This is a genomic window from Cellulosimicrobium sp. SH8 (genome assembly GCF_025818875.1).
In the GTDB taxonomy this organism is placed as follows: domain Bacteria; phylum Actinomycetota; class Actinomycetes; order Actinomycetales; family Cellulomonadaceae; genus Cellulosimicrobium; species Cellulosimicrobium cellulans_D.
Genome location: NZ_JAMXMH010000009.1, coordinates 156,928 through 183,721, shown reverse-complemented (window position 1 = coordinate 183,721; position 26,794 = coordinate 156,928). Strand labels below are relative to the sequence as shown.

22 protein-coding genes, 1 tRNA gene and 2 pseudogenes are annotated in these 26,794 nt (G+C 74.5%); 10 read left to right on the top strand and 15 right to left on the bottom strand.

Annotation, left to right across the window (positions count from 1 at the left end):
* Positions 1–45: 45 nt before the first annotated feature.
* The 3 genes from NF338_RS13920 to NF338_RS13910 all read left to right on the top strand — a co-directional run bounded on the left by NF338_RS13920 (position 46) and on the right by NF338_RS13910 (position 3,586).
* Positions 46–2,391: a transglycosylase domain-containing protein gene (locus tag NF338_RS13920; protein ID WP_264031329.1), complete on the top strand. Its 2,346-nt coding sequence runs from the start codon at positions 46–48 to the stop codon at positions 2,389–2,391.
* Positions 2,355–3,353 carry a metallophosphoesterase gene (locus tag NF338_RS13915; protein WP_412846859.1) on the top strand — a complete coding sequence of 333 codons (999 nt, stop codon included), beginning with the start codon at positions 2,355–2,357 and terminating at the stop codon, positions 3,351–3,353. Before NF338_RS13920 ends, NF338_RS13915 begins: the two co-directional genes overlap by 37 nt.
* 156 nt (positions 3,354–3,509) lie before the next feature.
* A tRNA-Pro gene (locus NF338_RS13910) sits at positions 3,510–3,586 on the top strand.
* Positions 3,587–3,605: 19 nt separating this feature from the next.
* Here the strand turns inward: NF338_RS13910 and NF338_RS13905 are convergent.
* The gene (locus NF338_RS13905; protein ID WP_264031328.1) at positions 3,606–4,445 is read right to left on the bottom strand and encodes a DUF4239 domain-containing protein; all 840 of its coding nucleotides are present in this window, start codon (positions 4,443–4,445) and stop codon (positions 3,606–3,608) included.
* A gap of 245 nt (positions 4,446–4,690) precedes the next feature.
* Between NF338_RS13905 and NF338_RS13900 the strand changes: the two genes are divergently transcribed.
* Positions 4,691–5,923 (top strand): NAD(P)/FAD-dependent oxidoreductase, encoded by a 1,233-nt coding sequence (locus NF338_RS13900; protein ID WP_264031327.1) that lies wholly within the window; start codon positions 4,691–4,693, stop codon positions 5,921–5,923.
* Positions 5,924–6,012: 89 nt separating this feature from the next.
* Here the strand turns inward: NF338_RS13900 and NF338_RS13895 are convergent, their stop codons facing one another.
* The 4 genes and pseudogenes from NF338_RS13895 to NF338_RS13880 form a co-directional block, all read right to left on the bottom strand.
* On the bottom strand, positions 6,013–7,146 hold the full coding sequence (locus NF338_RS13895) for a bifunctional 2-methylcitrate synthase/citrate synthase (protein ID WP_264031326.1): 1,134 nt from the start codon (positions 7,144–7,146) through the stop codon (positions 6,013–6,015).
* A gap of 79 nt (positions 7,147–7,225) precedes the next feature.
* Positions 7,226–8,143, bottom strand: a complete 918-nt coding sequence (gene prpB, locus NF338_RS13890; protein WP_264031325.1) for a methylisocitrate lyase — start codon at positions 8,141–8,143, stop codon at positions 7,226–7,228.
* A 104-nt stretch (positions 8,144–8,247) separates the two neighbouring features.
* A pseudogene (locus NF338_RS13885) lies at positions 8,248–9,762 on the bottom strand (MmgE/PrpD family protein); the annotation flags it as partial.
* A 29-nt stretch (positions 9,763–9,791) separates the two neighbouring features.
* Positions 9,792–10,520, bottom strand: coding sequence for a GntR family transcriptional regulator (locus tag NF338_RS13880; RefSeq protein ID WP_264031323.1), 729 nt, complete (start codon positions 10,518–10,520; stop codon positions 9,792–9,794).
* Between the two features lie 116 nt (positions 10,521–10,636).
* Here NF338_RS13880 and NF338_RS13875 point away from each other — a divergent pair, with 116 nt between their 5' ends.
* Both NF338_RS13875 and sigJ read left to right on the top strand, forming a co-directional pair.
* Entirely contained in the window at positions 10,637–11,395 is a 759-nt protein-coding gene (locus tag NF338_RS13875) for an SDR family oxidoreductase (protein WP_264031322.1), read from the top strand.
* The gene (gene sigJ, locus NF338_RS13870; RefSeq protein ID WP_264031321.1) at positions 11,392–12,351 is read left to right on the top strand and encodes an RNA polymerase sigma factor SigJ; all 960 of its coding nucleotides are present in this window, start codon (positions 11,392–11,394) and stop codon (positions 12,349–12,351) included. The genes NF338_RS13875 and sigJ overlap by 4 nt, the downstream gene beginning before the upstream one ends.
* Here the strand turns inward: sigJ and NF338_RS13865 are convergent.
* On the bottom strand, positions 12,339–13,079 hold the full coding sequence (locus NF338_RS13865; protein ID WP_264031320.1) for a DUF2625 domain-containing protein: 741 nt from the start codon (positions 13,077–13,079) through the stop codon (positions 12,339–12,341). The genes sigJ and NF338_RS13865 overlap by 13 nt on opposite strands.
* A 224-nt stretch (positions 13,080–13,303) precedes the next feature.
* Here NF338_RS13865 and NF338_RS13860 point away from each other — a divergent pair, with 224 nt between their 5' ends.
* Positions 13,304–14,782 (top strand): DUF4232 domain-containing protein, encoded by a 1,479-nt coding sequence (locus NF338_RS13860; protein WP_264031319.1) that lies wholly within the window; start codon positions 13,304–13,306, stop codon positions 14,780–14,782.
* A 6-nt stretch (positions 14,783–14,788) separates the two neighbouring features.
* Here the strand turns inward: NF338_RS13860 and NF338_RS13855 are convergent, their stop codons facing one another.
* The 5 genes from NF338_RS13855 to NF338_RS13835 form a co-directional block, all read right to left on the bottom strand.
* Entirely contained in the window at positions 14,789–16,804 is a 2,016-nt protein-coding gene (locus NF338_RS13855) for a cytochrome c biogenesis protein DipZ (protein WP_264031318.1), read from the bottom strand.
* Between the two features lie 155 nt (positions 16,805–16,959).
* Positions 16,960–17,667, bottom strand: a complete 708-nt coding sequence (locus tag NF338_RS13850; protein ID WP_264031317.1) for a fasciclin domain-containing protein — start codon at positions 17,665–17,667, stop codon at positions 16,960–16,962.
* 133 nt (positions 17,668–17,800) lie between these two features.
* Positions 17,801–18,643 carry an anti-sigma factor gene (locus NF338_RS13845; RefSeq protein WP_264031313.1) on the bottom strand — a complete coding sequence of 281 codons (843 nt, stop codon included), beginning with the start codon at positions 18,641–18,643 and terminating at the stop codon, positions 17,801–17,803.
* Positions 18,636–19,226, bottom strand: coding sequence for an ECF RNA polymerase sigma factor SigK (gene sigK / locus NF338_RS13840; protein WP_264031312.1), 591 nt, complete (start codon positions 19,224–19,226; stop codon positions 18,636–18,638). Before sigK ends, NF338_RS13845 begins: the two co-directional genes overlap by 8 nt.
* 138 nt (positions 19,227–19,364) lie before the next feature.
* Complete coding sequence (locus tag NF338_RS13835; RefSeq protein ID WP_264031399.1) at positions 19,365–20,447, bottom strand: 3-deoxy-7-phosphoheptulonate synthase; 1,083 nt, start codon at positions 20,445–20,447, stop codon at positions 19,365–19,367.
* Between the two features lie 419 nt (positions 20,448–20,866).
* On the opposite strand from NF338_RS13835, the gene NF338_RS13830 reads away from it, so the two are divergent.
* Entirely contained in the window at positions 20,867–21,364 is a 498-nt protein-coding gene (locus NF338_RS13830) for an NUDIX hydrolase (RefSeq protein WP_264031311.1), read from the top strand.
* Here NF338_RS13830 and NF338_RS13825 read toward each other — a convergent pair.
* Complete coding sequence (locus NF338_RS13825; protein ID WP_264031309.1) at positions 21,338–22,876, bottom strand: SpoIIE family protein phosphatase; 1,539 nt, start codon at positions 22,874–22,876, stop codon at positions 21,338–21,340. The genes NF338_RS13830 and NF338_RS13825 overlap by 27 nt on opposite strands.
* 26 nt (positions 22,877–22,902) lie before the next feature.
* Positions 22,903–23,703 carry an alpha/beta hydrolase gene (locus tag NF338_RS13820; RefSeq protein WP_318783085.1) on the bottom strand — a complete coding sequence of 267 codons (801 nt, stop codon included), beginning with the start codon at positions 23,701–23,703 and terminating at the stop codon, positions 22,903–22,905.
* Positions 23,704–23,817: 114 nt separating this feature from the next.
* Between NF338_RS13820 and NF338_RS13815 the strand changes: the two genes are divergently transcribed.
* Complete coding sequence (locus tag NF338_RS13815) at positions 23,818–24,276, top strand: RrF2 family transcriptional regulator (protein ID WP_047232267.1); 459 nt, start codon at positions 23,818–23,820, stop codon at positions 24,274–24,276.
* Between the two features lie 130 nt (positions 24,277–24,406).
* On the top strand, positions 24,407–25,339 hold the full coding sequence (locus NF338_RS13810) for a sulfite exporter TauE/SafE family protein (protein WP_264031308.1): 933 nt from the start codon (positions 24,407–24,409) through the stop codon (positions 25,337–25,339).
* A gap of 32 nt (positions 25,340–25,371) precedes the next feature.
* Here NF338_RS13810 and NF338_RS13805 read toward each other — a convergent pair.
* Positions 25,372–25,961 (bottom strand): annotated as a pseudogene (locus tag NF338_RS13805) (glutamine amidotransferase-related protein).
* Between the two features lie 245 nt (positions 25,962–26,206).
* Complete coding sequence (locus tag NF338_RS13800; RefSeq protein ID WP_264031307.1) at positions 26,207–26,782, bottom strand: dihydrofolate reductase family protein; 576 nt, start codon at positions 26,780–26,782, stop codon at positions 26,207–26,209.
* Positions 26,783–26,794 lie beyond the last annotated feature (12 nt).

Here is a 26,794-nt window from a genome sequence, read left to right as displayed (position 1 = left end):
GGGATCCCGGGGCCCTCCCAGGGACGCTCCCGTAGGGTTGTCACCATGGCTTCCCCTGTGCGTCCTCGCGGCCGGCAGATCAACGCGTACCAGCTCGTCGCCCTCTTCCTGGCGTTCGTGCTGGTCTCCGGCGTCGGCGGCGTCCTCGCCGCCGGGCTGCTCGTCCCGCTCGCCGCCGGGGCGAACACGGCGACCGACACCGCGGTCGAGGTCTTCGACGAGCTGCCGGCGGACCTCGAGCCCGGCCCGCTGTCGGAGCAGTCGCGCATCTACGCGAACGACGGCACGACGCGCCTCGCGACGTTCTACACCGAGAACCGCATCGTCGTCCCGCTGGACCAGGTCTCGGACGCGATGAAGAACGCGGTCATCGCGATCGAGGACAAGCGCTTCTGGGACCACGGCGGCGTCGACGTCGAGGGCCTCCCCCGCGCGGTCGTCAACAACGTCACGGGCGGTGACACCCAGGGCGCCTCGACGCTCACCCAGCAGTACGTGAAGAACGTGCTCATCGAGCAGGCGGTCCGCGAGAACGACACCATGGCGCTCTACGAGGCCAACGAGAAGTCGCTCGGGCGCAAGGCGCGCGAGGCCAAGCTGGCCATCGCGCTCGAGAAGAAGATGACCAAGGAGGAGATCCTCCAGGGCTACCTCAACATCGCGCAGTTCGGTCGCTCGGTCTACGGCGTGGAGACGGCGGCGCGGCACTACTTCAACAAGAGCGCGATCGATCTCGACTACGTCGAGGCCGCGACGATCGCGGGCATCACGAAGGCCCCGTCGACCTACGACCCGACCACCGAGCCGGAGAACGCCCAGAGCCGCCGCGACATCGTGCTCAACCAGATGTACCAGCAGGGGTACATCACCCGGGAGGAGTACGACACGGGCCGGGCCCGGCCGATCGCCGAGACGCTCTCCGTCCAGCCGCTCGAGGCGGGCTGCCAGGCGGCGCAGGACGGCGCCACGTTCTTCTGCGACTACGTCACGAAGATCATCATGTCCGACCCGGTGTTCGGCGAGACCAAGGAGGAGCGCCAGGCGCGTCTGTACCGCGGCGGTCTGGACATCTACACGACGCTCGACCCCGGCATGCAGGCAGCGGCTCAGCAGCACGCGTCGGCCGCGGTGCCCGCCGACGACCCCAGCCAGATCGAGGACGCGATCGTCACCGTCGAGCCGGGGACCGGCAACATCCTCGCGATGGCTCAGAACCGCGCGTTCGACAACACCCAGGAGCCCGCGCCGAACACGACGGCGGTCAACTACAGCGTCGACCAGGCCCACGGGTCGTCCAACGGGTTCTCCCCCGGCTCGACGTGGAAGCCGTTCGTGCTCGCCGAGTGGCTCAACCAGGGGCACTCGCTCTACGAGACGGTGAGCGCCAACAAGCGCACGTGGACGATCAACCGCGACTTCCGCGCGAGCTGCACGCGGCTCGGGAACGAGAAGTGGACCCCCGCGAACTCCGACGGGCCCGGCAGCGGGTCGATGTCGGTCCTCAAGGCGACGTTCAACTCGGTCAACACCGCGTACACGACGATGGCCAGCCAGCTCGACCTGTGCGGCATCGCGACCACCGCGAAGGCCGCCGGGTTCCAGCCGTCGATGCTCCAGGACGAGGGCAACATCAACATCAACGCGTCGATGATCCTGGGCACCCAGAACTCCTCCCCGCTGCAGATGGCCGCGGCGTACGCGACCTTTGCGAGCGGCGGCACGTACTGCTCGCCCGTCGCGATCACCAAGGTCCTCGACTCCGACGGCCAGGAGCTCCCGGTGCCGTCCGCGAACTGCCAGCCCAACGCCATCGACCCCACGGTCGCGAACACGGTGACCTACGCCCTCCAGCAGGTGCTCACCCAGGGCTCCGGGCGCGGCAACGGTCTCGCCGACGGGCGTCCGGCCGCCGGCAAGACCGGTACGGCGAACAACAACACGCACACCTGGTTCATCGGGTACACCCCGCAGGTCGTCACCGCCGTGTGGATCGGCAACGCCGAGAGCGACGTCCCGATGAACGGGCGCTTCACGATCAACGGGAAGACCCGCCCGTACTGGTACGGCTCGAGCCTGGCCGCCCCGACCTGGCGCGACTACATGAACCAGATCCTCGCCGGCCAGCCCGCCCCGGGCTTCGCCGACCCGGACTGGCAGCGGATCAACGCCCCCGCCCCGCCCCCCACGGCGCCGACGACCCCCGAGGGTGGCGACGGAGGCGGCGACCAGGGTGGTGGCGGCCCCGGCGGTGGCGACCAGGGCGGCGACCAGCCGGACGCCGACGCCGGTGGCGGACGTGGCGACCGCGGTGACCGCGGGAACGGGGCCGGCCGGGACGACGTCGACCTCGGTGAGTGGTTCGGCAACCTCGGCGGCGGGGGGAACGGCTGAGCGCCGTCGGCCGACGCCGGGCCCTGCGCGGGCTCGGCGCGCTCGCCGCGGTCGGTCTCGCCGGCGTCGCGTACGCGCACGTCGAGACCAAGCTCTTCACGCTCCGCCGGGTGACCGTGCCCGTGCTGCCCGCCGGCACGCCCGACCTGCGGGTGCTCCACGTCTCGGACCTCCACCTGGTCCCCAGCCAGCGGCGCAAGATCGAGTGGGTGCGCTCGCTCGCCGAGCTCGAGCCCGACCTCGTCGTCGACACGGGTGACAACCTCGCGCACGTCGACTCGCTCGACCCGCTGCTGCACGCGCTCGAGCCGCTGCTCTCGACGCCCGGCGCCTTCGTCATGGGGTCGAACGACTACTACGCGCCCGTCCCGAAGAACCCCGCGCGCTACCTCCTGCCGGACGCGCGCCTGCCGTTCGCGTCCGAGGCACGCCTGCTGCCCGCGGGCGAGCTCGCCGCGGCGATGCGCGACGCAGGATGGGCGGACCTCACGAACCGTCGTGACGTCCTGGAGGTCGGCGGCGTCCGCCTCGACCTCGTCGGCGTGGACGACCCTCACCTCGACCGGGACGTCTTCCCGGCTCCGTCCGCGTCGGCCGCCCCTCGCGCGGGCTCCGCGGAGTCGTCGAGCGACGGCCCGGTGCTCCGCGTCGGGGTCACGCACGCGCCGTACCGGCGTGTGCTGGACGCCATGCACGACGACGCCGCGGAGCTGGTCCTCGCGGGCCACACCCACGGCGGGCAGCTCTGCGTGCCCGGGTTCGGCGCGCTCGTGACGAACTGCGACATCGACCGCCGGCGGGCCAAGGGCCTGCACGGCTGGCCCGGCGCGCGGCCCGACGCACCCGGCGGCGAGGCCTCGACGTGGCTCCACGTCTCCGCCGGAGCAGGCACCTCGCCGTACGCGCAGGTGCGCTTCGCGTGCCGCCCCGAGGCGACGCTGCTCACGCTGACGGCACGCTGATCCCGTCGCGCACCCGTGCCCGGAGCGAGCCGCCGCCGGGTGTCGCGGGCGTCACGGGAATCGAGTTTCGTGGCACGGCACTTCGTCGGCTATTCTGGGCAGGCTTCCCGCGCGGAAGACGAGGTCTCCTCGTCGACCACCGTGCGGACGAGCAACCGGGGTGTGGCGCAGCTTGGTAGCGCGCTTCGTTCGGGACGAAGAGGTCGCAGGTTCAAATCCTGTCACCCCGACCAGGCTGAAGGCCCGGGATCTTCATGATTCCGGGCCTTCGTCATGTCCCCCGGCGGTGTCGCACGGCGGGTCGACCGCCACCCCCGCGGCCTCCGCCTCCTCCACCAGGAGGACGAGGGTGCGCTCCATCGCCGTCGGCTGGAGCTTGCCGACCTGGTGCCCGTGCGGGTGGTCGAAGAACGCGAGCAGGCACAGCAGGAGCGTGACGACGAGCGTGACGCTGCCCATGAGCAGGCCCTGCGTCGCGGCCCGCTCCGCGGAGTCGGCGAAGAAGAGCAGGAAGACGAAGACGGTCGCGGAGACGACGAAGAGGACGAGCCACAGCGGCAGCGGGATCAGGCCCTCCGCGCCGTGCACGCGGGACTGGCGAGCGTCCTCGCGCGCCGCGGTCTGGTCCATCCACCGGTCGTAGGCGGACTGCTGGGTGTCCGACGCGGGGACGACGTCGCGCACCGTCTGGTAGAGGGCGACCCCCCACGGGTTCACCGCCTCGCCGAGCTCGCCGTCCGCCATCTGCTCCCACTCGTCCGCGACGACGTACCGGGCGTAGCAGACGAGCTCTCCGGACAGCCGCGCCGCGTCGTCGGTAGCGAAGAACTGTGCGGTCTCCAGCTGCTGCACGACGATCCGCGCCTCGGCCTCGGCACCGCTCCTCGCCTCGTCGTACGACTCGAACGCGAGGAAGACGATGAATCCCAGGAGCACGGAGAAGCCCGTGGCGACCACCCCGAAGACGCCGGACGCCCGGTCGCCGTCGCTGAACCGGCTCCCGGCAGGCGCACGCCGTCGGACGAGCAGCATCGTCGCCACGGCCACGGCGACGACGGCGACGGTCACGATCGCGCCGACGACGATGCTCACGGCACCTCCTCCGCGCGGGTACCGCCGCACGGTGCGCGACGGGCTGTCCCGGACAGCCTGCCCGCGGACACCACCAGGGGTCGTCACGCGAAACGCATGAACGCCGCCGCGGCGTGGCGTCGCGACCCGGCGCGCCGTTCCTGGGACGTGCCGGCACCTGCCGCCGCGCCTCGCACCGCGCACCAGTTCGCGCGAGACTGGGGCCGTCCGCCCACGTCCCGGGCGCCCGAACCGCGGAGGTCCTCATGAGCGCTGGTCGTCACGTCGTCGTCGGAGGAGGGCTCGCCGCGGCGAAGGCCGTCGAGACGCTGCGCGACGAGGGCTACGACGGCGGGCTGACCGTCGTCGCGCGCGAGCGGCACCGCCCGTACGAGCGGCCGCCGCTCTCCAAGGACTACCTGCGCGGCGAGGCCGAACGCGAGTCGGTGTTCCCCCTCTCCGCGGACTGGTACGCCGAGCACGACGTCGAGCTGCTCACCGAGACCGACGCGACCGCCGTCGACCTCGCGGGCCGGAGCGTGTCCCTCGACGACGGCCGGACACTGCCGTACGAGAAGCTGCTGCTCGCGACGGGCTCGGCGCCGCGGCGGATCCCGCTGCCCGGCCTCGACCTGGACGGCGTCCACGAGCTGCGCACGCTCGACGACAGCGACGCGCTCGCCGCCGCGCTGCGCACCGCCCACGACGGCGGCGCGGGGCGGCTCGCGATCGTCGGCGACGGGTGGATCGGGCTCGAGGTCGCGGCGTCCGCCCGCACGCTCGGCCTGGACGTCACGGTGATCGGGCTCGGCACCCACCCGCTCGAGCGCGTCCTCGGCCCGGAGATGGGCGAGCTGTATGGGCAGGTCCACACCGACCACGGCGTCCACCTGCACCGCCGTGCCCAGGTCACGGGCATCTCGGGCGCGGGCGGCCGCGCGACGGGCGTCGACATCGCCGACGGGACGCACGTCGACGCCGACCTCGTGCTCGTCGCCGTCGGCGCGGTCCCGTACGTCGCGCTCGCCCGCGACGCGGGCCTGGCGCTCGACTCCGCGACCGGCGGCGTCGTCGCCTCCGCGACGCTCCAGACCACCGACCCCGACGTCTTCGTCGCGGGCGACATCGCGAGCGTCCCGTCCGCGCGCTACGGGCGGACGGTGCGCGTCGAGCACTGGGCGACGGCCCTCAACCAGGGCCCGCACGCCGCGCGCGCGATGCTCGGGGCGACCGACCCCTACCCCGAGCTGCCCTACTTCTTCTCCGACCAGTACGACGTCGGCATGGAGTACCTCGGCTTCGTCGCCGGCCCGGACGCGTACGACGAGGTCGTGGTCTCCGGCTCCGTCCCGGACCGCGAGCTCGTGGCGTTCTGGGTCAAGGACGGCCGCGTCGAGGCCGGCATGGCCGTCAACGTCTGGGACCGCATGGACGACGTCAAGGCCCTCATCCACCGCGACGCCGTCGACCGCCCCGAGCTGGAGTCCTTCGTCGGCTGACCCCCTCGTGCGGGGAACACGCGATTGCCGCCCGTCAGGTGCCCGGACCGGGCGGCAACCGCATGTTCGGCGGAGGGGTTTCCGGCGTGTCAGGGGAGGTCGCGCTGCGGCGGGCCGACGTACTCGCTGAGCGGGCGGATGAGGGCGTTGGCGGCGCGCTGCTCCATGACGTGGGCGGTCCAGCCCACCACGCGCGACGCGACGAACAGCGGGGTGAACATCGGGGTGTCGAAGCCCATGAGGTGGTAGGCGGGGCCCGCCGGGTAGTCGAGGTTGGGGAGGATGTTCTTGCGCTCGGTCATCGCGGCCTCGAGCGCGACGTAGAGGTCGAGGAGGTCCTGGCGACCGTAGTGCGCGACGAGGTCGTCGAGGGTCGCGCGCATGGTCGGGACTCGGGAGTCGCCGTGCTTGTACACACGGTGCCCGAAGCCCATGATCTTGCGCTTGTGCGCGAGGGCGTCGTCGAGCCACGCCGCGGCGCGGTCGGCGGTCCCGATCTCGGCGAAGGTCGCCATGACGGCCTCGTTCGCGCCGCCGTGGAGCGGACCCTTGAGCGCGCCGACGGCGCCGGTCACCGCCGAGTGCAGGTCCGACAACGTCGACGTGATGACGCGAGCGGTGAACGTGGAGGCGTTGAACGAGTGCTCGGCGTAGAGGACCATCGACACCTCGAAGGCCCGCACGACGGCGGGCTCGGGCTCCTCGCCGAACGTCATCCACAGGAAGTTCTCGGCGTAGGACAGGTCGTCGCGCGGCTCGACGATCTGCTGGCCCCGACGACGGCGCTGGTCGAGCGCGACGGCGGCGGGCAGCACGGCCCACAGGCGGACCGCCTTGGCCTGCTCGGCCTCGGGCGAGGAGTCCTCGGCGTCGGGGTCGTGCGCGCCGAGCTGCGAGATCGCGGTGCGGACGACGTCCATGGGGTGGCACGTCGTCGGGAGCTCGAGGATCGCGTTGCGCACGTTGCCGGGCAGCGCGCGGTGCGCGCGCTCGACGGCGGTCTGCTCGGCGAGCTGCTCCGAGGTCGGGAGCTCGCCGTGCCACAGGAGGTACGCGACCTCCTCGAAGCTGCGCCGGGCGGCGAGGTCCTGCACCGGGAAGCCGCGGTAGAGGAGCGAGTTCGTGTCGGGGTTGACCTTGGAGATCGCCGTGACGTCGACGACGACGCCCGCGAGCCCCTTGCGGATCTCGGGCCCCTCGGTGGTGGTCGGGGAGGTGGTCATGCGGTCACTCCTTCGTGCAGCACGGGTCGCGGGGAGATGCCGGTGCCGCGGCCGACGGGCTCGCGGCACCGGCGGGCCGTCAGGGCCGGTAGGTGAAGATGCCCTCGTCGAACGTGTTGTAGGCGGCGTAGTCGAGCAGCTCGTACAGGCGGGCGCGCGTCTGCATGCCCTCCACCTGTCCGGCCTGGGTGCCGTTCGCGGCGATCTCGTCGAGCGCGCGCTCGGTGGCACCCATCGCGACCCGCAGGAGCGTGACGGGGTAGATGATGAGGCGCACGCCGGCGTCGCCGAGCTGGCGGCGCGTGAAGAGCTCGGACTTGCCGAACTCGGTCATGTTGGCGAGCACCGGCACGTCGACGGCCGACGCCACGGCCTCGAACTCCGACAGGTCCTTCATCGCCTCGGGGAAGATCGCGTCGGCCCCCGCGTCGACGAGCGCCTTGGCGCGGTCGATCGCGGCGCGCAGCCCGGCGTCGCCGGGGATCGTGCCGCGGACGTCGGTGCGCGCCATGATCAGGAAGCCGGGGTCACGGCGCGCGTCGGCCGCCGCGCGGACGCGCTTGGCGGCTTCGTCGAGCCCGACGACCTCCTTGCCGTCGAGATGGCCGCACCGCTTGGGGTTGACCTGGTCCTCGACGTGCGCTCCCGCGACGCCCGCGTCCTCGAGCGCCTGGACCGTGCGCGCGACGTTCATCGGCTCGCCGAAGCCGGTGTCGGCGTCGACGAGCGCGGGCAGGTCGGTGACGCGCGCGATCTGCTGCGAGCGCCCCGCGACCTCGGTCAGCGTGGTGAGGCCGATGTCGGGCAGGCCGAGGTCGGCCGACAGCACGGCCCCCGACACGTACACGCCCTCGAAGCCCTTGTCCTGGATCAGCCGTGCGGACAGCGGGTTGAACGCGCCCGGGAGCCGCAGCGGCTCCCCCGTGGTCGCCGCGGCGTCGAGCGCCGCGCGGAACGCGCGCCGCTTGTCCGACGGCGTCACCTGGCTGTACAGCATCAGCGGGCCTCTCCCTCGGTCGCAGGCTCGTCCGCCTCGTGCATGGTGAACCCCTCGCCCTCGAACTCGGCCGGCGTCTCGCCGGCGTCGTCGCGCCCCAGCTCGAACAGCCCGGTCGGCACGGGGACGGAGTCGAGCAACCCAGGGCGCCCGACGATCGTCAGCTCGCGCACCTCGGCCGGCGTGAGCGACGGAAGCCGCTGCGCGAGGTCGAGGAAGCGCTCGATCTCCGCGTCCTCGAGGACTCCCGCGGCGAGGGTCCGGAACTTCTTCACGTACTGCTCGCGGCCGAACGGTCGCGCCCCGAGCGGGTGCGCGTCGGCGACGGCGATCTCGCGGACGAGGCGGCCGCCGTCGGCCAGCTCGATCTCGACGCGCCCGCCGAACGCCTTCTCGGCCGGGTCCGTCGAGTGGTAGCGGCGCGTCCACTCCGGGTCCTCGGCCGTGGTGACCTTGGCCCACAGCGCGACGGTGTCCTGCCGACTGGCCCGCTCGGGAGCGTACGAGTCGACGTGGTGCCAGCCGCCGTCCTGCAGCGCGACCGCGAAGATGTACGGGATCGAGTGGTCGAGCGTCTCGCGCGACGCGGTCGGGTCGTACTTCTGCGGGTCGTTCGCGCCGGACCCGATGACGTAGTGCGTGTGGTGGCTCGTGTGGATGACGATGCTCGCGACGTTGTCGGGGTCCGCGAGCCACGGGTGCTCGTCGTGCAGGGCGCGGGCGAGGTCGATGAGCGCCTGCGACTGGTACTCCGCGGAGTGCTCCTTGGTGTAGGTGTCGAGGATCGCGGTCTTGGGCTCGCCCGGGGCCGGGAGCACGACGTCGTACGCCGCGTCCGGGCCGTCGAGCAGCCACGCGACGACGCCGTCCTCGCCCTCGTAGATCGGCTCGGGCGACGTCTGGCCGCGCATCGCCCGGTCGACGGCCTCGACCGCGACCTTGCCCGCGAACGCCGGGGCGTGCGCCTTCCACGTGGAGATCTGGCCCTTGCGGGACTGGCGCGTGGCCGTCGTCGTGTGCAGGGCCTGGCCGATCGCCTGGAACACCGTCTCGGTGTCGAGGCCGAGCAGCGTGCCGATGCCCGCGGCGGCCGACGGCCCGAGGTGCGCGACGTGGTCGATCTTGTGCCGGTGCAGGCTGATCGCGCGCACGAGGTCGACCTGGATCTCGTACCCGGTCGCGATCGCCCGGACGACCGCGGCGCCGTCGGACCCGGCGTGCTGCGCGACGGCGAGGATCGGCGGGATGTTGTCGCCCGGGTGGGAGTACTCGGCGGCGAGGAACGTGTCGTGGAAGTCGAGCTCGCGCACCGCGACGCCGTTCGCCCACGCCGCCCACTCGGGGCTCGTGCGGGTCTCGAGGTGGCAGCCGAACACCGTCGACCCCGGGGTGTACGGGTGCGCGAGCGCCTGGCCGCGCGCCGCGACCGCGGGGCCGCGCACGAGGCTGGCCGCGGCGACGGCCGCGTTGTCGATGACCCGGTTGACGACCATGTCGACGACATCGGGCGTGACCTCGACGGGGTCGGTCGCGAGCTCGGCGAGCTTCCACGCGAGCTGGTCGGTGCGGTCGAGCGGCTCCGCGCTGGGGTAGACGCGCAGGTGGTGGGTGTACGGCATCGGTGTCTCCGTCGTGCGGTGGGCGGTGGTCAGGGGGCGTCGGCCGTGGTCCCGACGGCACGCAGCGACTGCTCGGCGAGGGCCGCGCTGCGCTCGATGTGGGCGCGCATCGCGGCCTCGGCCGCGGCGGGGTCGCGGCTCGCGATGGCGTCGGCGACGGCGCGGTGCTCGTCGACGTGGTCGGTGGTGCCGACGCGGCGGCGCGCGGCGAGCGCGCGGTACCGGTCGACGTGGCCGCGGATCTGGCGCAGGAGCGCCGACCCCCAGCGGTTGTCGGCGAGCGCCTCGATCTCGCCGTGGAACTGGGCACCGACGCGCAGCACCTCGTCCTCGTGGTCGCGCACGGCGTCCATGAGGGTCACGAGCCGGACGAGGCGCGCGACGTCGTCGGGCGTGGCGCGCTCGCACGCGTCCCGGGCGAGCAGGCCCTCGAGGCGGGCGCGCACGTCGTAGACGCGCCGGGCGTCCGCGACGTCCAGCGGCGCGACGCGCACTCCCCCGGTCGGCAGCTCGACGACGAGCGCCTCCGCCTGGAGCAGGCGCAGCGCCTCGCGCACCGGGGTCCGGGAGACGCCGAGCTCGGCGGAGAGCACCGGCTCGGTGAGGCGTGCGTCGGGCGCGAGGGTGCCGTCGATGATGCGGCCGCGCAAGAGGTCGTAGACCGCGCGGGCCCCGGACTGGCGGCGTGCGAGGCCCGCGTCGCCGGGGGCCGTCGCGGCCTGCCCGACGGCGGCGCGCAGGTCGGGCGTCGTCGTCACCCGGCCATCGTGCCACACGCGTTGCGCACTTGTATACAACTAGCGGTCCCCCGGCCTCCTACGCCGAGATGTCACAACCCGGGGCGCTGCGGCGTCGTACGGGCATGAGGATCGCAGTGACAGGTGGGACAGGGACGATCGGCCGGCACGTCGTCGCGGCGCTGACCGCGCGCGGGCACGAGGTGCGGGCGCTGAGCAGGCACGCGGAGCGGTACGCCGTCGACCTCCGGACGGGAGCCGGGCTCTCGGCCGCGCTCGCCGGGGTGGACGTCGTCGTGGACGCGAGCAACGCGTCGTCGTCCACGGCGGACGCGCGCGCCACGCTCGTCGACGGGACGCGGCGGCTCCTCGCGGCCGAGCACGACGCCGGGGTGCGCCACCACGTGCTCGTCTCGATCGTGGGATGCCACGATGTGCCGATGGCCTACTACGGCGTGAAGGTCGAGCAGGAGCGGGCGGTCGCCGCCGGCGACGTCCCGTGGACCGTCGTCGCCGTGACGCAGTTCCACGAGTTCGTCGCCGGGACGCTCGCCGGTGCCGCGCGGCGCGGCGTCGTGCCGCTCCTGCGCGCGCCGGTCCAGCCCGTCGCGGCGCGGGACGCGGCCTCGGCCGTCGCCGACGCCGCGGAGCGCGAGCCGCTGCGCGGCACCACGGCCGTCGCCGGGCCCGAGGTGCTCGACCTGCGGGACGCGGCGCGCGCCTGGCGTGCGGCGACCGGTTCGCGGGCGCTCCTCGTCCGCGTCCCGCTGCCCGGGAGGCTCGGGCAGGCACTGCGCGCGGGCGGCCTCACCGACCCGCGACCCGACGTGCGTGGCACGACGACGTTCGCCGACTGGCTCGCCGCGCAGCCCGCCGCGTCGACGGCCGCGCGATGAGCACCGACGACCTCGCACACGCCTTCGAGGCCGAGCGCCCGCGCCTCCTGCGCCTCGCCTACGCGACCACGGGCTCGTGGTCGGACGCCGAGGACTGCGTCCAGGACGCGTGGCTGCGCCTGCGCACCCAGGACCCGGCGTCGATCCGCAACCTCGCGGCGTGGCTCACGACGACGGTCGGCCGCCTCGCGCTCGACGTGCTCGGCAGCGCGCGCGTGCGGCGCGAGCGCTACGTCGGCACGTGGCTGCCCGAGCCCGTCGTCACCGCGCCCGGTGCCCGGTCCCCGGTCGCGTCGTCCGCCGCGACCGCGCGGGACGCCGCCGATCCCGCCGACCGCGCCACGCTCGACGAGGAGGTGAGCATGGCGCTGCTCGTCGTGCTCGAGCGGCTGTCCCCCGCGCAGCGCGTCGCGTTCGTCCTGCACGACGTCTTCGGGCTGCCGTTCGAGGAGGTGGGCGACGTCGTCGGGCGGTCGCCCGCGGCGGTGCGGCAGCTCGCGTCGCGCGCCCGCAAGGACGTCGAGGCCGGGCGGCCGCGCGGTCGGACGTCGCGCGCCGAGCAGGAGCGGGTCGTCGAGGCGTTCGTCGCGGCGTGCGCGGGCGACGACCTGCCGACGCTGCTCGGCCTGCTCGACCCCGACGTGACGCTCCGGGGCGACGGCGGCGGCAAGGTCCGCGCGCTGCGGCACCCGGTCCAGGGGGCGCAGAGCGTCGGGGAGGTCCTGCTCTCCTACCTGCGCAACCGGCCGCGCGGCGCGGGAGCCGTCGACGTCAACGGCAGCCCCGGGCTCGCGCTCGTCGACGGCTCGGGCGTGCTCACCGTCCTGGCGTTCACGGTGTCCGACGGGCGCATCGTGGCGCTCGACATCGTGCGGAACCCGGACAAGCTGAGCACGGTGCCGGCAGGCCTGCTCGACGACCCCGGCCCGTGGTGGCCGACGGGCTACGGCCGGTAGTCCTCGGCGGGCCATGCGCCGTAGCCGTCGAGGTGCTCGTCGGCGTCGCGGACGTAGTCGTCGACGGGCGTCATGCGCTCGGCCATCTCGAAGTGCCAGTCGACGAGCTCGCCGAGCGGGACGGGGGTGCGCGACGACCGCGCGACGTCGCGCCCCTCCTCCGACCACAGCGGCGGGTAGACGCTCAGCCCCTCGTCGAGGCGGACGGCCCCGATCTCGTCGTACCAGCCGGGCCAGCGGACCGGCGCGTAGAACTCGGTCGTCCCGCCGCTCACCGCCCACTCGAGGAACGCCGCCTGGCCGAACCCGAGGTCCACCCAGGTCAGCGAGTCGGGCGCGAAGTAGTTGACGTTGCCGAGCTGACCCGGGAGGCCGCCGCCGTTGATCGCGAACGTGCCACCGAGCACGTCGTAGGCGACGACCAGGACCGACGGCGCCACGCTGTCGTCGCCGGGCTCGCCGAGCCCGTTGACGGTCGCGAGGTCGGGCAGCCCCGCGCCGCCCCCGCCGATGATGCGCAGCCACCCACCGTCGACGAGCACCCCGCCCGTGTGGAGCGCGAGCGCGCCCAGCGTCGAGCGGACCGTGACCTGGAGACGGAAGAGGACCTCGAGCGACCACGCGGGAGGCGGCACGACCTCCACGCCACCTCGCCCGAGCATGCGGGAGAGCGTCGGCCAGGCGGGGTCGTCGACCGCCGCCAGCTCCGCTGCCGTCCTCACTGTCATGGCCGGATCATGCCAGATGTTGCCGGTATCCAGGAGTCCTGCTATGGAGCGGCGCCCGGCAGGTCCCCCGATGGGCTGAAAGACCGATTCGGAAGGGACCCTGCGCCCGTCCCGCCGCCGCTCGCACCTCGGCGCCGGGGCGGGTGTGAAGACTCGGCGGCGAGCCCGCGCAGACCGCGTCGCTGCGGCCACGTCCGGGCGCCCCCGTGGGTAGCGTCTCGGCCGTGGACGACCAGCGCACCGCACCGACGACGGACGGCACCGACGAGGCTTCGCCCGAGAACGCGACCCGGGTCCCACGGAGCACGGTCGCCGTCGTCGCGTCGGTCGCCGGCGTGGGCCTCGCGGTCGTCGCCGCGCTCCTCGCCCCCGCGATCCTCGACGCCGCCGTGGCGGACGGCCCGCCCGCGCTCCCGTCGTCACCCCCGGACGGGTCGACGGCGACGTCGTCCGGACCGGGCGATCCTGAGCAGGGGACGGAGGACATGGCCGCGCTCCTGCTCGCCCTGCCGGGCGTCGAGGACGTGCGGACGAACGGGCGGGTGGGCACGTCGGCCGAGATCACGCTCGTGACGCCGCTCCCGTCCCCCGAGGTCGCGCAGCGCACCGCGCGGGACGCGAGCGCGATCGTCGCCGCAGTGCCCGGCGGTGGCGCGTGGTCGCTCCGGGTCGAGGGCACGGGCGCGGGCGGCGGGACGCTCACCGTCGAGCAGGGCCCGGGAGCGGCCACCGTCCCCGGCCTCGACCCGGCCACCGGGGAGCCGCGCCCCGACCTCCTCGGGGCCGACGCCGTCGCCGACGCGGTGCGCCTCGTCGCCCACGACCCCGTCCGGCGCGTCTTCCTGTCCCCGGGGTCCGCCTCGGTCGACGTCCGCTCGGCCGCCGACCTCGTCCCCGTCGCCGCGCTCGTGCGGGCCGAGGGCCGCGGGCTGACGAGCCTCGGGGTCGACGGCTCGGGCGTCGGCACCTACGACGGCGGCGGGCTGACCGTCCCCGACGACGCCCTGCTCACGCTCCTCGCCGACGTCGCGGCGGAGCCCGGCGTGACGCAGGTCGTGCACGACGCGGTCCGCGACACGTTCCCGCAGGACCCCCTGCTCACCGTCATCACCTCGGGCGACGCGGCCGTGGTCGCGCGCGTCCTCGACGGCGCGGCCTATCCCGGCCCCGTGCTCGCGTACCAGGTCCACGGCTCGACGGACGGCGGCGCGTCCGCGACGCGCTCCGGGTTCGTCGCAGGCGTCGCGCCGGCGGCCGGGGCTCGCCCCGGGGGCGCGTGCGCGCCCACCGACCTCACCCTCGGCGCCCTGGGGTTCGACGCCGCGGCGGGGCGCCGGTTCCTCACCGTCACGGCCCGCAACGACGGCGCCGCGGAGTGCGTCCTCGCCGGCGCGCCCGCGGTCCGCTTCGTCGCCGACGAAGGCTCGGAGACGGACGTCCTCCTCGAGCCGGACGACGACGGCCTCGCCCCGCTCACGCTCGCACCCGGCGCCACCGCCTGGGCCGCGCTCTCGTGGCGCGGCGGGTCGACGGCCGACGACCCGCCGCTCGTCACGACGCTGCTCGTGGCCCCGCACCCGGGCGACCCCGAGTCCGTCGTCGGGCTCGCGGGGATCCCCGGCGTCGGGGACGGCCTCGACCTGCTCGGCGGCGGGACCGCGACGATCGGGTCGTGGGCACCCGCGCGGGAGCTCGCGAGCTGACGCGGGTCACCCGAACGTCGCGGTGAACACCTGCACACCCGCGGGAACGTCGAGCTCGACGAGCCCTTCCGTCGGCCCGTCGCCCTCCAGGACGGGGTAGAGCGTCGGGCTTCCCGACACGTCGATGTCGCGGGTCGTGGTCCGGCCGTCCGTCGTGACGCGGGCCGTGACGGTGCCCTCGCCGCCGAGCACCGCGAACACGTCGGTCGCGCGGTAGGCGAGGCGCACGCGCGCGTCGTCGGACACCGCCGTGGCGCCCTGGAAGTCGACGTCCCACGTGCCGCCGAGCGAGAACGTGTCCCGCGCCTGGTCCTCGGCGAGCGTGAACTCCTGCTCCCCCGCCGCGTAGCGCGGCTCGCCGCCGTAGTTGACCACCCGCTTGATGGAGAAGTACGTCTCCGGCGTCGTCTCGTCCCGCGGCGTGGCGTCGCCGACCGCCGTCGGCTCCGGCAGCGCGACGCCCGGGTTCGCGTCCTCCAAGAGCTCGCGCAGGAGGCGCTCGGTGTCCTCGTACCCGCCCTCCCCGAAGCGGATGTGGCGCACGGTCCCGTCGGCGTCGACGAGGTACTGCGCGGGCCAGTAGCGGTTCCGGTAGGCGGTCCAGGTCGCGTAGGAGTTGTCCTGGGCGACGGGGTAGGTGACGCCGAGGTCCCGCGCTCCCGCGACGACGTTGCGCGTCTCGCGCTCGAACGCGAACTCGGGCGTGTGCACCCCGATGACCTCGAAGCCGTCGCCGACGTCGCGGTAGCGGTCGTACCAGGCGTTGACGTGCGGGATCGCGCGCTGGCAGTTGATGCAGGAGTAGGTCCAGAAGTCGACGAGCACGACCTTGCCCCGCAGCCCCTCGAGCGTCAGCGCCTCGCCGTCGGGGGTGTTGAGCCACGTGTCGATGCCGCGCAGCTCCGGGGCGGCCCCGCAGTCCTCCAGCACGGGCGCGCCGTTCGAGCAGTTCGACAGCTCGCGGTTCTCGTCGGTGACGAGCCCGCCGAGGTCGAGCGCCTCGCGCACGACGTCGTTCTCGTCGACCCGCTGCTGGAGCGCACCCGTGTAGTCGGGCAGGGCGCGCTGGAGCGCGGCGGGGAGGTTGAGCGCGAGCGCGCCCGCGAGCGCGATCATCACGACGCCGCCCGTGACTCTGATGCCCCGCGTGTGCCGCTGGAACCCGCGCACCCGCTCCGCGACGCGCCGGCCCGCGAGCGCGAAGACGAGCAGCGGGATCGCCGCCCCGACGGCGAACGAGACGGTGAGGGCGACCGTGCCCGGCCCGACGTTCCCCGTCGCGCCCGCCACGGTGATGGCCGCGAGGACGGGCCCGGCGCACGGCACGTAGAGGACGCCGAGCCCGAGGCCCAGCGCGAACGCGCCGCGGTCCTGCCGGGCGGCGCCCCGGCGCGCGCCGAGTGCCGCGACACGGCGGAACGGCCGCTCCAGGACCTCCTCGACCTGCGGGACGATCATCCCCACGCCGATCGCGACGAGCAGCACGATCCCGGCCCAGCGCAGCAGGTCCTGCGGGAGCCCGAGCGCCGTGAGCACGACCGAGCCGAGCAGCGTGAAGACGCTGAAGCTCAGCACCAGGCCCGCGATGACGAGGTAGGGGCGCCACGAGCGGCCCGCCGGGCGCACGGCGCTCCGGGACGCGCGGCGACCGGTCCCGCTGTCGGCCGCGGCGGCGGGTTCGCCCGCGTCCCCCGTCGACAGGTCGAGGGCGAGCGTCCCGCCGCGCGTCGGCCGCGCCATGACCTCCCGCGGCCCGGCGGCCTCCTGCGCGCCGCCCGGGCCACCCCGGTCGCGCGGCCCCGCGGCCCGGCGGCCGCCGACGCGGACCGCGTCCGGGGCGCCCGCGAACAGCCCCGGGGAGACGCCGCCCGCCCCGGGCTCCGCGGTGGCCGACGGCGTCTCCCCCGTCCGCGCGCCCTGCACGCCGCCCGCGAAGAAGATGACGGGCAGCATGGGCAGGATGCACGGCGAGATGCCGGTGATGAGTCCACCGAGCAGGCCGATGACGATCAGCGTCTCCATGCCCGGGGTTCGGACCGGCCGCCGTCGCGGATGGGTCTCCCCCCGCGAGGCGCACGGTCGCCGGCGCACGACGACGGCCCCGACCGTGGGGCGGGGCCGTCGCGCTCCGCACGGGGCTGCGGAGTCCGGTGCGCCTCCTCTCGGCGCGAAGCGGGTCACATGGTCGGCATGAGCACCGAGTCGACGAGGTACACGGTCGCGTTCTGCGTCATCACGCCGCCGCACACGACGGCCGCGTCGTTGACCATGAGCTCGTCGCCCGAGCCGGTGACCTCGACCGTGCCGCCCTCGACGGTCTCGTGCTCGCCGACGACCTGGTCGGGCGTGAGCTGGCCGGGCACCACGTGGTAGGTGAGGATCTTCGTCAAGGTGTCGGAGTCCGTCTTCAGCGAGTCGAGCGTCGCGGCGTCGATCTTCGCGAACGCGTCGTCGACGGGGGCGAACACGGTGAACTCGCCGCCGTTGAGCGTGTCGACGAGGTTGACGTCCGGGTTGAGCTCACCCGAGACGGCCGCGGTGAGCGTCGTGAGCAGCGGGTTGTTCGACGCGGCAACGGCGACGGGGTCCGTCGACATGCCGGTGATCGACCCGGCGCCGTCGGGGACCTGCTCGGCGTACGCCGCGCAGCCCGGGCCCACGAGGTTCGCGGCGGGGTCGGCCGCCATGTCGTCCGAGCCCTCGGTCGAGTCCTCGGTCATGGCGTCGTCGGACGTCGGGTCGTCCGTCATGGTGTCCTCGGCCTGGGAGTCGGCCGTCGTCGAGTCGGACCCCGCGTCCGAGTCGGAGCTGCACGCGGACAGGCCGAGCACGGCGAGCGTGGCGATGCCGGCGACGGCGTACGACGTGCGGGTGCGAACGTTCATCGGTCTCTCCCTCGGGTCGTCGCCCCGCCGGTGCGGGGCGTCATGCCGAGGGTTCGGAGCGCTGCCCCGGGTGGATGGGTCGGGATCCGCACGAGTTCTCTCGCGTGCGTCCCGACCCTCCGGGCCGCACCGCTCAGCCGACGAGCGCGACCACCGGGTCCGCCGTGGGCTGCTCCGAGCCGCCCGCCGGCTCGACCGTCACGGCCATCCCGACGCCCGGCTCGTCCTGGACGAGGCGGGACGTGCTGCCGTCGTGGACGTCGAGCACGCCCGCCGACACGACCGCGCCGTCGGCCTCGACCACCCAGAGCTGGTAGTCGCGGTCGTCGCCGGCGTCGGGAAGGTCCGACGCGCGGAAGTACATGTCGTCGCCCGCGGCGAGCACCGACGCCTGGCCGCCGCCCGCGACGTCGCCGTGCAGGATCGTCGCGTCGGGGTCGGCGAGCATCCGCGCGATCGCGTCGGCCTGCTCCTGCAGGCGCGACTGCTCCTGCGTGGCACGGACCGCGACCGTCGTCGGGACGGCCACCGCGACCACTGCGGCCACCGCCGCCGCGAGCCCGGTCCAGCGCCGTCGGCGCGCGCGGCGCGCGGCCGCGAGATCGACGACCACGCCGTCCCCCGTGCCCTCTCCGGCCGACGTGTCCGTCCCGGTACGCGGCGCCTCGTCCGAACCAGAATCGGACGGCGCACCCGTCACCGTCCCCGGTGCGGCGCCCGTTCCGGCGGACGCGGCGACGCGGGCCAGCACGGCGTCGCGCAGCCCGGGCGGCGGGGCGCTCTCGACCGCGAACGCCGCGACGACGTCGCGGTACTCGTCGAGCTCCCGGCGCGCGTCGGGGTCGGTCGCGAGCAGGCGCTCGACGGCGCGCCGCTCGACGTCGTCCACGGCGTCGAGCGCGTAGGCGGGCAGCAGGTCGCGGGCGTCCCGCGGGTCGTCCGCACCAGCCTCGTGCGGCGAGCTCTCGTCAGCCACGGCGCACCCCCAGGCAGTCGCGCAGCCGCAGGAGCCCGTCCCGGATCCGGGACTTCACGGTCGGGAGGGCGGCGTCGAGCCGCTCCGCGACCTCGCGGTAGGTGAGGCCGCCGTAGTACGCCTGCACGACCGCCTCCCGCTGCGTCGCCGTGAGCGAGTCCAGGCACCGCCGCACGGCGGCACCCTCGAGACGTCGTTCGACGTCCTCGACCACGACGTCCCGCGGCGCCGCGGCCGTCGAGGCGTCCACGTCGCGCTGGTCGCGGTCGCGGCGCGCCTGCTCGGCGCGCACGCGGTCCACGGCCCGCCGTCGCGCCAGGGTCGCGACCCAGGTGCGCGCCGAGCCGCGCGCCGCGTCGTACCGCTCCGCCGTCTGCCACACCTCGACCATCACCTCCTGCACGACCTCCGCCGCGTGGTCCGGGTCCCGGAGGACACCGAGGCACGTGCCGTACGCGACCGGCGCGAGCGCGTCGTAGACGGGCGCGAACGTCTCGGGGTCGCCGCCCGCGCACGCCGACAGCGCGGCGTCGACCGCCGGGTTCGTCGACACGGGAGGTGGCACCCGGTCAGTCTGCAGCACCTGCGCCATGCTCACGCGCTGCGGCCCACCGACCGTCGCTCTCCGCACCCGACCTCCCGCCGCCACCGTCCCGGACCGTCCGGGACGACCCTGGTTCGGTGCCGACGCCCTCGCGGATGGGTGCGCGGCTCCGTCGTGTCAGAGCGCGCGGCGCGTGCGCACCGCGCCGGCCAGCTCGCGCAGCAGGTCGGCCGTCATGTCCCAGTCGATGCACGCGTCGGTGACCGACTGCCCGTACACGAGGCCGCTCGGCGCGGGCTTCTGCGCGCCCGCCACGAGGAAGCTCTCCATCATGAGGCCCGTGATGCCCTGCTCGCCCTCGGCCAGGCGCGCGGAGACCTCGCGCACGACCTCCGCCTGGCGCACGTGGCTCTTGCCCGAGTTGCCGTGCGAGGCGTCCACGACCAGCCCGTGCTCCGTGACCCCGCCCTGGCCGGAGGTGCGCGCGACCGCGAGCGCCGCCGCGACGTCGTCGGCCCCGTAGTTGGGGCCGGAGCGGCCGCCGCGCAGGATGACGTGGCAGTCCGGGTTGCCCGCCGTCTCGACCGCGGCGGCGCGTCCCAGCGAGTCCATGCCGAAGAACGTGTGCTCGCTCGCCGCGGTGATACAGCCGTCGACCGCGATCTGCACGTCGCCGTCGGTCGCGTTCTTGAACCCGACGGGCATCGACAGGCCGGACGCGAGCTGGCGGTGCACCTGCGACTCCGCGTTGCGCGCGCCGATCGCGCCCCACGACACGGCGTCCGCGATGTACTGCGGGCTCGTCGGCTCGAGGAACTCGCACGCGGCCGGGACGCCCGCGTCGAGCACGCCCAGCAGCACCTCGCGCGCGAGGCGCAGGCCGTGGTGCACGTCGTGCGACCCGTCGAGGTGCGGGTCGTTGATGAGGCCCTTCCAGCCCACCGTGGTGCGCGGCTTCTCGAAGTACACGCGCATGACGACCATGAGGTCGTCGGCGAGCTCGTGCGCGACGGCGGCCAGACGGCCCGCGTACTCGAGCGCGGCCTCGGGGTCGTGCACCGAGCACGGGCCGACGATGACGAGGAGCCGGTCGTCGTCGCCCGCGAGGACGTCGCGGACCTCGCGGCGCGACGTCGTCACGAGGTCGCTGCGCGTGGCGCCGAGCGGCAGGTCGGCGAGCATCGTGCGCGGGGCGGGGAGCGCGTCGAGCGCGCGGACCCGCAGGTCGCTCGTGCGGGCCTGGAGCTCGGGGCTGTCCACGGGGTCGACGGTACTCGTCGCGCGGTCGGACGACGCGGTGGACGACGCGGTCTCGGGCTGGGTGGTCGTGCTGGTCACGGGAGGCTCCTGGTCTGTGCGGCGGGGGTCTGGGACCGCCGTGAGTCGGAGTGCCCAGCGGTGCCCAGCGGCGCTTCACCGGCCTGCTGCCGCCCGTGGTCCCGGAGCGGCCCGTCTCACGACGAAGGGCCCGGACGCGGTCCGCGTCCAAGGCCCTGTGCTGGCTCCGGGTGGTGATCTGTGGTCAGGCGAACGCCCGCACGGCCCCACCGGGAGCCTGCGTAAAGCGCCAATACCACTGAGAAGTCACGGGGTGACCGTAGCACAGCGCCTCCGCGGGTCGGACGGCGCGTCTCACGTGCCGGTCGGTCGGGACCGGCGGGCGAGCCTAGGCTCGGGGCATGCCGATCCCCGAGTTCGTCGCCGCCCTGCGGTCCCGCGTCGGGACCGACCTCCTGTGGATGCCGGGGGTGTCGGCCGTCGTGGTGGACGACGACGGCCGCCTGCTGCTCGGGCAGCGCGCCGACACCGGCCAGTGGGCCGTGATCAGCGGGATCCTCGAGCCCGGCGAGGACCCCGCGGTCGGCCTCGCGCGCGAGGTGCGCGAGGAGACGGGCGTCGAGGTCGTCGTGGACGCGCTCGTCGCGGTGACCGTCACCGCGCCGGTCGAGTACCCGAACGGCGACCGCTCGCAGTACCTCGACCTCGCGTTCCTGTGCCGACCCGTGTCAGCCGCTGCCGCGGCAGCGGCGCACGTCGCGGACGACGAGTCGCTGGCGGTCGCGTGGTTCGCCCCGGACGACCTGCCCGAGGATCTCGCGCGCTCCACGGTCGAGCGCCTCGGCCACGCGCTGGGCCGGCTCGCGGACCCGTCAGCCGGACCCTTCTTCGTCCGCTGACCCGACGCGCGACGTCTCCGTCGCGGATTCACCCGACCCCTCCGGGCCGAGCCAGCGCACCGCGAGGAGGCACGCGTCGTCGTCCTCCGGGGCGCGCGCGACGACCGCCTCCAGCAGCTCCGCACCGGCCAGCCCGGCCCCGAGCGCGTTCGTGACGATCTCCGCGAGCTCGTCGAGCGCGAGCGCGAGCGGCCGGTCGCGGCGCTCGACGACGCCGTCGGTGAAGAGGAGCAGCAGGTCTCCCGGGGCGAGCGTGACCGTGTCGGCGACGCGCGGCGTCGTGCCCCGGACGCCGAGCGGCGTGGACCGGGCCTCCCACAGGTAGCCCGCCGACCCGTCCGCGCGCACCAGGAGCGGCGGCAGGTGGCCGGCGCACGTGTAGCGCAGGACCCCCTCGAGCAGCTCGAGCTCCCCGTACACGAGGCTCGCCATGAATCCCGTCCCGGTCCGGTCGACGAAGCGGTCGAGCCGCTCCACGACCTCCTCCGGCGGCAGGCCGGTGTCCGACGCCGCACGGACCGCCGTCCGGAGCTGCCCCATCGCGGTCGCGGCCTTGAGCCCGCGCCCCACCACGTCCCCGACCGAGAGCGCGACGACGTCCGGCGCGACGCGGAACGTGTCGTACCAGTCGCCCCCGACCTGCAGCTCGTGGACGCCGGGGCGGTAGCACGCCGCGATCTCCACGTGCGGGTCGGCGACGATCCCGTCCGAGAGCATCGCGCCCTGGAGCTCGCTCGCGACGGACACGCTCTGCTCGTGGGTCGTCGCCCGGGCCAGCGCGAGCGCCGCGAGCTGCCCGGCCGCGGCGGCCGTGCCGAGGTCGACCGGGTCCGAGCCCGCCGCCCGGCGCGGCTCCAGGGCGAGGACGCCCAGCAGCGCCCCGGCGGTACGCAGCGGGACGACGACGGTCCCGTCCGCACGCACGACCGCCTCGGCCAGCTCGTCGATCGTCGGGGCGGTCACCCCGGCGGCACCGCCCCAGCGCCGGAGCGGCCCTCCCTCCTGGGCCGTCCAGAGGGCGGCGTCGCCCGCACCGAGCATCGTCACCGCGGCCCGGAGCAGGACCCACGCGACACCGTCGAGACCGGCGACGCTCGCCAGGTCGGCGGCGATCCCGTGCAGCAGACGCACGCGCCGCTCCGCCTCCTCCGCCGCGCGCCGGGCCTCGACCAGCTCGTGCTCGAACCGGGACCGCTCGCGCGCACCCAGCATCGCGACCTCGACGAGCCGCTCGCCCCGGGCCTCCCGCCCGATCGCCGTCAGCAGCACGGGCTCGCGCCCCCGCGGCGTCCGCAGCTCCACCGCGACCTCGTCGACCCGGCCCTCGATGTGCAGGCGCGGGCCCAGGTGCGTCTCCCAGTAGATGCGGCCGCCCACCGTGAGCAGGTCGGCGAGCCGACGCCCGGCGACCGCCTCCACATCGGGCACGTCCAGCAGCCGCAGGAACTCGTCGTTCGCGTCCAGCACCCGCCCCTCCGTGTCGAGGAGCAGGAGCGCCACGGGAGCGAGCACCCACCGCTCCCCGCGCGACATCACCATCAGGGACCACCGAGCCAGTCGCGCATCGCCTCGACGAGGAGCGCCGGGTGCGACAGGTTCGGGCAGTGGCCCACCGAGTCGATGACGACCAGCTCGCTCCCCGGCAGGTGCTCGTGCACGTACCGCCCCACCTCGGGCGGAGCGATCACGTCCTCCCGGCTCTGCACGACGAGCGCCGGGGTGCGCACGCGCGCCAGGTCCGCCCGGTTGTCGCCGAGGAACGTCACGCGCGCGAACTGCCGCGCGATCGCCGGGTCGTTGCGCCGGAAGACCTCCGCCAGCTCGTCCCCCAGCGCGGGGCGGTCCGGGTTCCCGACGATCACCGGCGCCATCGCCTGCGTCCAGCCCAGATAGTTCGCGTCCATCGTCTCGAGCAGCTCGTCGATCTCCTCGGCCGAGAAGCCGCCGCGGTACCCCTCCTCGTCGATGTACCGGGGGCTCGGCCCGACCAGCACCAGGCGGTCGACGAGGTCCGGACGGTCCGCCGCCGCGAGGAGCGCGATCACCGCGCTCACCGAGTGGCCCACGAGGATCACCGGCTCGTCCGCGACGTCCTCCACGACGTCGACCATGTCCGCGACGTAGCCCCGCAGCTCGGAGTGCCGCGCGGCGTCGAACGCCGACGGGTGGGACGCCCCGCAGCCCGAGTGGTCGAACAGCACGACACGGTGGTCCGTCGCGAACGCGGGCGCGACGAAGCGCCACATCGACTGGTCGCAACCGAAGCCGTGCGCGAAGACCATGGTTGGGCCGCCCTGCGGTCCCATGACCCGCACGTTGTTGCGTTCGCGCACGTCCACGGGTCACAGCGTAGGGGGAACCCGAACCGGTGAGCAGGGCCCACGCGGGTGAGATCGCACGCTGACCGGGCCCGGCACGGCGGTCCGCGACCCCGTGCACGGCACAATGTCCTCATGCGTGTCTCGGCGAAGGCTGACTATGCGGTGCGGGCGTGCGCCGAGCTCGCGGCGTCCCCGCACGGCGACCCCGTGCGGGCGGAGGACCTCGCGGCGGGCCAGGGCCTGCCCGTGAGCTTCCTCGAACGGATCCTCGGCGACCTGCGCCGCGCCGGCATCGTCGCGAGCGTCCGCGGCCGCTCCGGCGGCCACCGCCTCGCGCGCCCCGCGTCCGAGGTGACCCTCGCCGACGTCTTCCGCGCCGTCGACGGGCCGCTCGTCACAGTGCGCGACGAGCGCCCGCCGAGCCTCGAGTACGAGGGCTCCGCGGCCGCGCTCCTCGAGGTGTGGGTCGCTCTGCGCGCGAGCGTCCGCGACGTCCTCGACCGCGTGACGATCGACGACGTCGTCCGCCGCGACCTCCCCGACGACGTCCACGCCCTCGCCGCCCGCGCCGACGCCTGGGAGAACCCCTGACCTGCTGAGCCCGCGGCGCGGCCGTTAACACTGGCCCACGATGTGGTCGACGCTTCACATACTGGACTCGTCGGGTCAACCTTGTCAGGACACGTCGGGGCCGCCCCGGCCACCCGAGCAAGGAGACGCGGTGCGGACCCTCATCCTGCTGGCCCTCGTGGGCCTCGGCGCGCAGCTCGTCGACGGCAGCCTCGGGATGGCGTACGGCGTGACGTCGACGACGCTCCTGCTCGCGATCGGGACGAACCCCGCGGCGGCGTCGGCGACGATCCACCTCGCCGAGATCGGGACGACGCTCGCGTCGGGCGCGGCGCACTGGCGGTTCGGGAACGTGGACTGGAAGGTCGTCGTGCGGATCGGCGTCCCGGGCGCGATCGGCGCGTTCGCGGGTGCCACGTTCCTGTCGAACCTGTCGACCGAGCTCGCCGCGCCGGTCATGTCGCTGCTCCTCCTGGCGCTCGGCGTGTACGTGCTGTCCCGGTTCACGTTCGTCGGGCTGCCGAAGGGCCGGCAGGGCCTCCCGCTGCGCAAGCGGTTCCTCGCCCCGCTCGGTCTGGTCGCGGGATTCGTCGACGCGACGGGCGGCGGGGGCTGGGGGCCCGTGGGGACGCCGGCACTGCTCGCGTCGGGGCGGATCGAGCCGCGCAAGGTCATCGGGTCGATCGACACGAGCGAGTTCCTCGTCGCGGTCGCCGCGTCGCTCGGCTTCCTGTTCTCGCTCGGCTCGCAGGGGATCGACCTGCTGTGGGTCGGCGCGCTGCTGCTCGGCGGCCTGGTCGCGGCACCGATCGCGGCCTGGCTCGTCCGTCTGCTGCCTCCCCGCATCCTCGGCTCGGCGGTCGGTGGCGTCATCGTCCTCACCAACGTCCGGACGCTGCTGCGCTCCGACTGGGTCGACGCGAACGGTGCGGTCCAGGGCGTCGTGCTCGCGCTCGTCGCCGTCGTGTGGGCCGCCGCCGTCGCCTGGTCGGTCCGGGCGCACCGCCGCACCGTGGCGCTCGAGGCCGCGGAGGCCGACGCGACGCCCGCTCCCGAGGCCCAGCCGGCGCCCGCCGCCCGCTGACCCGTCCCACGCCGGGCACGACCGCCTGCTCGTCAGTCGCGCGCGTAGCGGCGCACGAACGCCGCGAGGATCCGGTGCGGAGCCCAGACGTCGCCGCGGCGCACGGCCGCCTCGACCTCACCCGCGGTCTCGGGCGCGAAGTACCCGTAGTCGCCGTACACCCCGATGCGCGTGAGGATCCCGTCCAGGTCCAGCTCGGGGTGGAACTGCGTGGCGTAGAGGTTCTCCTTGACCCGGAACATCTGGACCGGGCACGCCTCCGACGTCGCGAGCAGCACCGCGTGCGACGGCAGCCGGGTCACGGCCTCCTTGTGCCCGACGTACGCCTCGAACGCGTCGGGCAGGTCGGCGAGCAGCGGGTCGGCGCGGCCCTCGGCGGTGAGCCGGATCGTCACGGGCGAGATGGGCTCGGCGTAGGTGTCGTCGAGGACGGCGCCCTCGTGCAGCCCGAGCGTCCCGACGCCGTAGCACGCGCCGAGGAACGGGAGGTCGCGCTCGACGATCTCGTCCAGGAGCGGTGCAGCGCGCCCGCGTCCAGCCCGGAGTACCGGAGCACGGCCGCGTGCTCGCCGTCCGCGGCGGGGTCCTCCGCGCGCGACGCGAGCAGCAGGAACGGCCTCATGCCGGCCAGGCTAGGTGCGCCCTCGCGGCCTCGCCCGGGGTGGGCGCGCGGGGCCGCGGTCGGGACCGGGACTGGGACCGAGACCGGGATCGTCGAGCGCACCGTCGAGGACCGCGCCGGCGTCCCCGGCCCCGGCCCGACGGCGCGCACGACGGCGGCAGTGCGGCCGCAGGAGCCGGACGGTCACGACCGCTCGCGCCGTGAGGATCGACGCGCGGCGCCGGAGCACGCGCGCAGGGACGCGCTCAGGCACGGTCGTAGGTGAGGACGGCGTTGCCGCCCTCGAACGTGGCGACGTCGGTGAGGTCGTAGGTCGTGGGCCGGAACGCGACCGCGCCGAACGCGTTCCGCCCGGCGCCCGCGACGACCGGGTAGAGCTTGACGACGAGCCGGTCGATCTCGTCGAGGAGCGCGCCCGCGAGGACACCGCCGCCCGCGAGATAGATGTCGAGCGGCGAGTCCTCGGCCTTGAGCGCGCGCACGAGCGCGACCGGGTCGTCGCGCACGATCGTCACCGCGGGGTCAAGCTCGGGCTGCGACGTCGAGACGACGTACTGGCGCAGGTGCGCGTACGGGCTCGTGATCCCGAGGTGGAGCGCGGGCTCGTAGGTCCGCCGACCCATGACGATGGTGTCGAACGTCCGGTTGGGCTGGTCGTCGACGCCGAGCTGGCGGCGTCCGTGCGTGGGCAGCACGTCCGGGAACGTGTCGATCATGCGCACGCTGTACGCGTCGGAGGACGGGTAGAAGTCGACCTCGTCGTCGGGGCCGGACAGGAAGCCGTCGATGGACAGGGCCACGAAGTAGGTGAGTCGTCTCATGGCTCCAGCCTC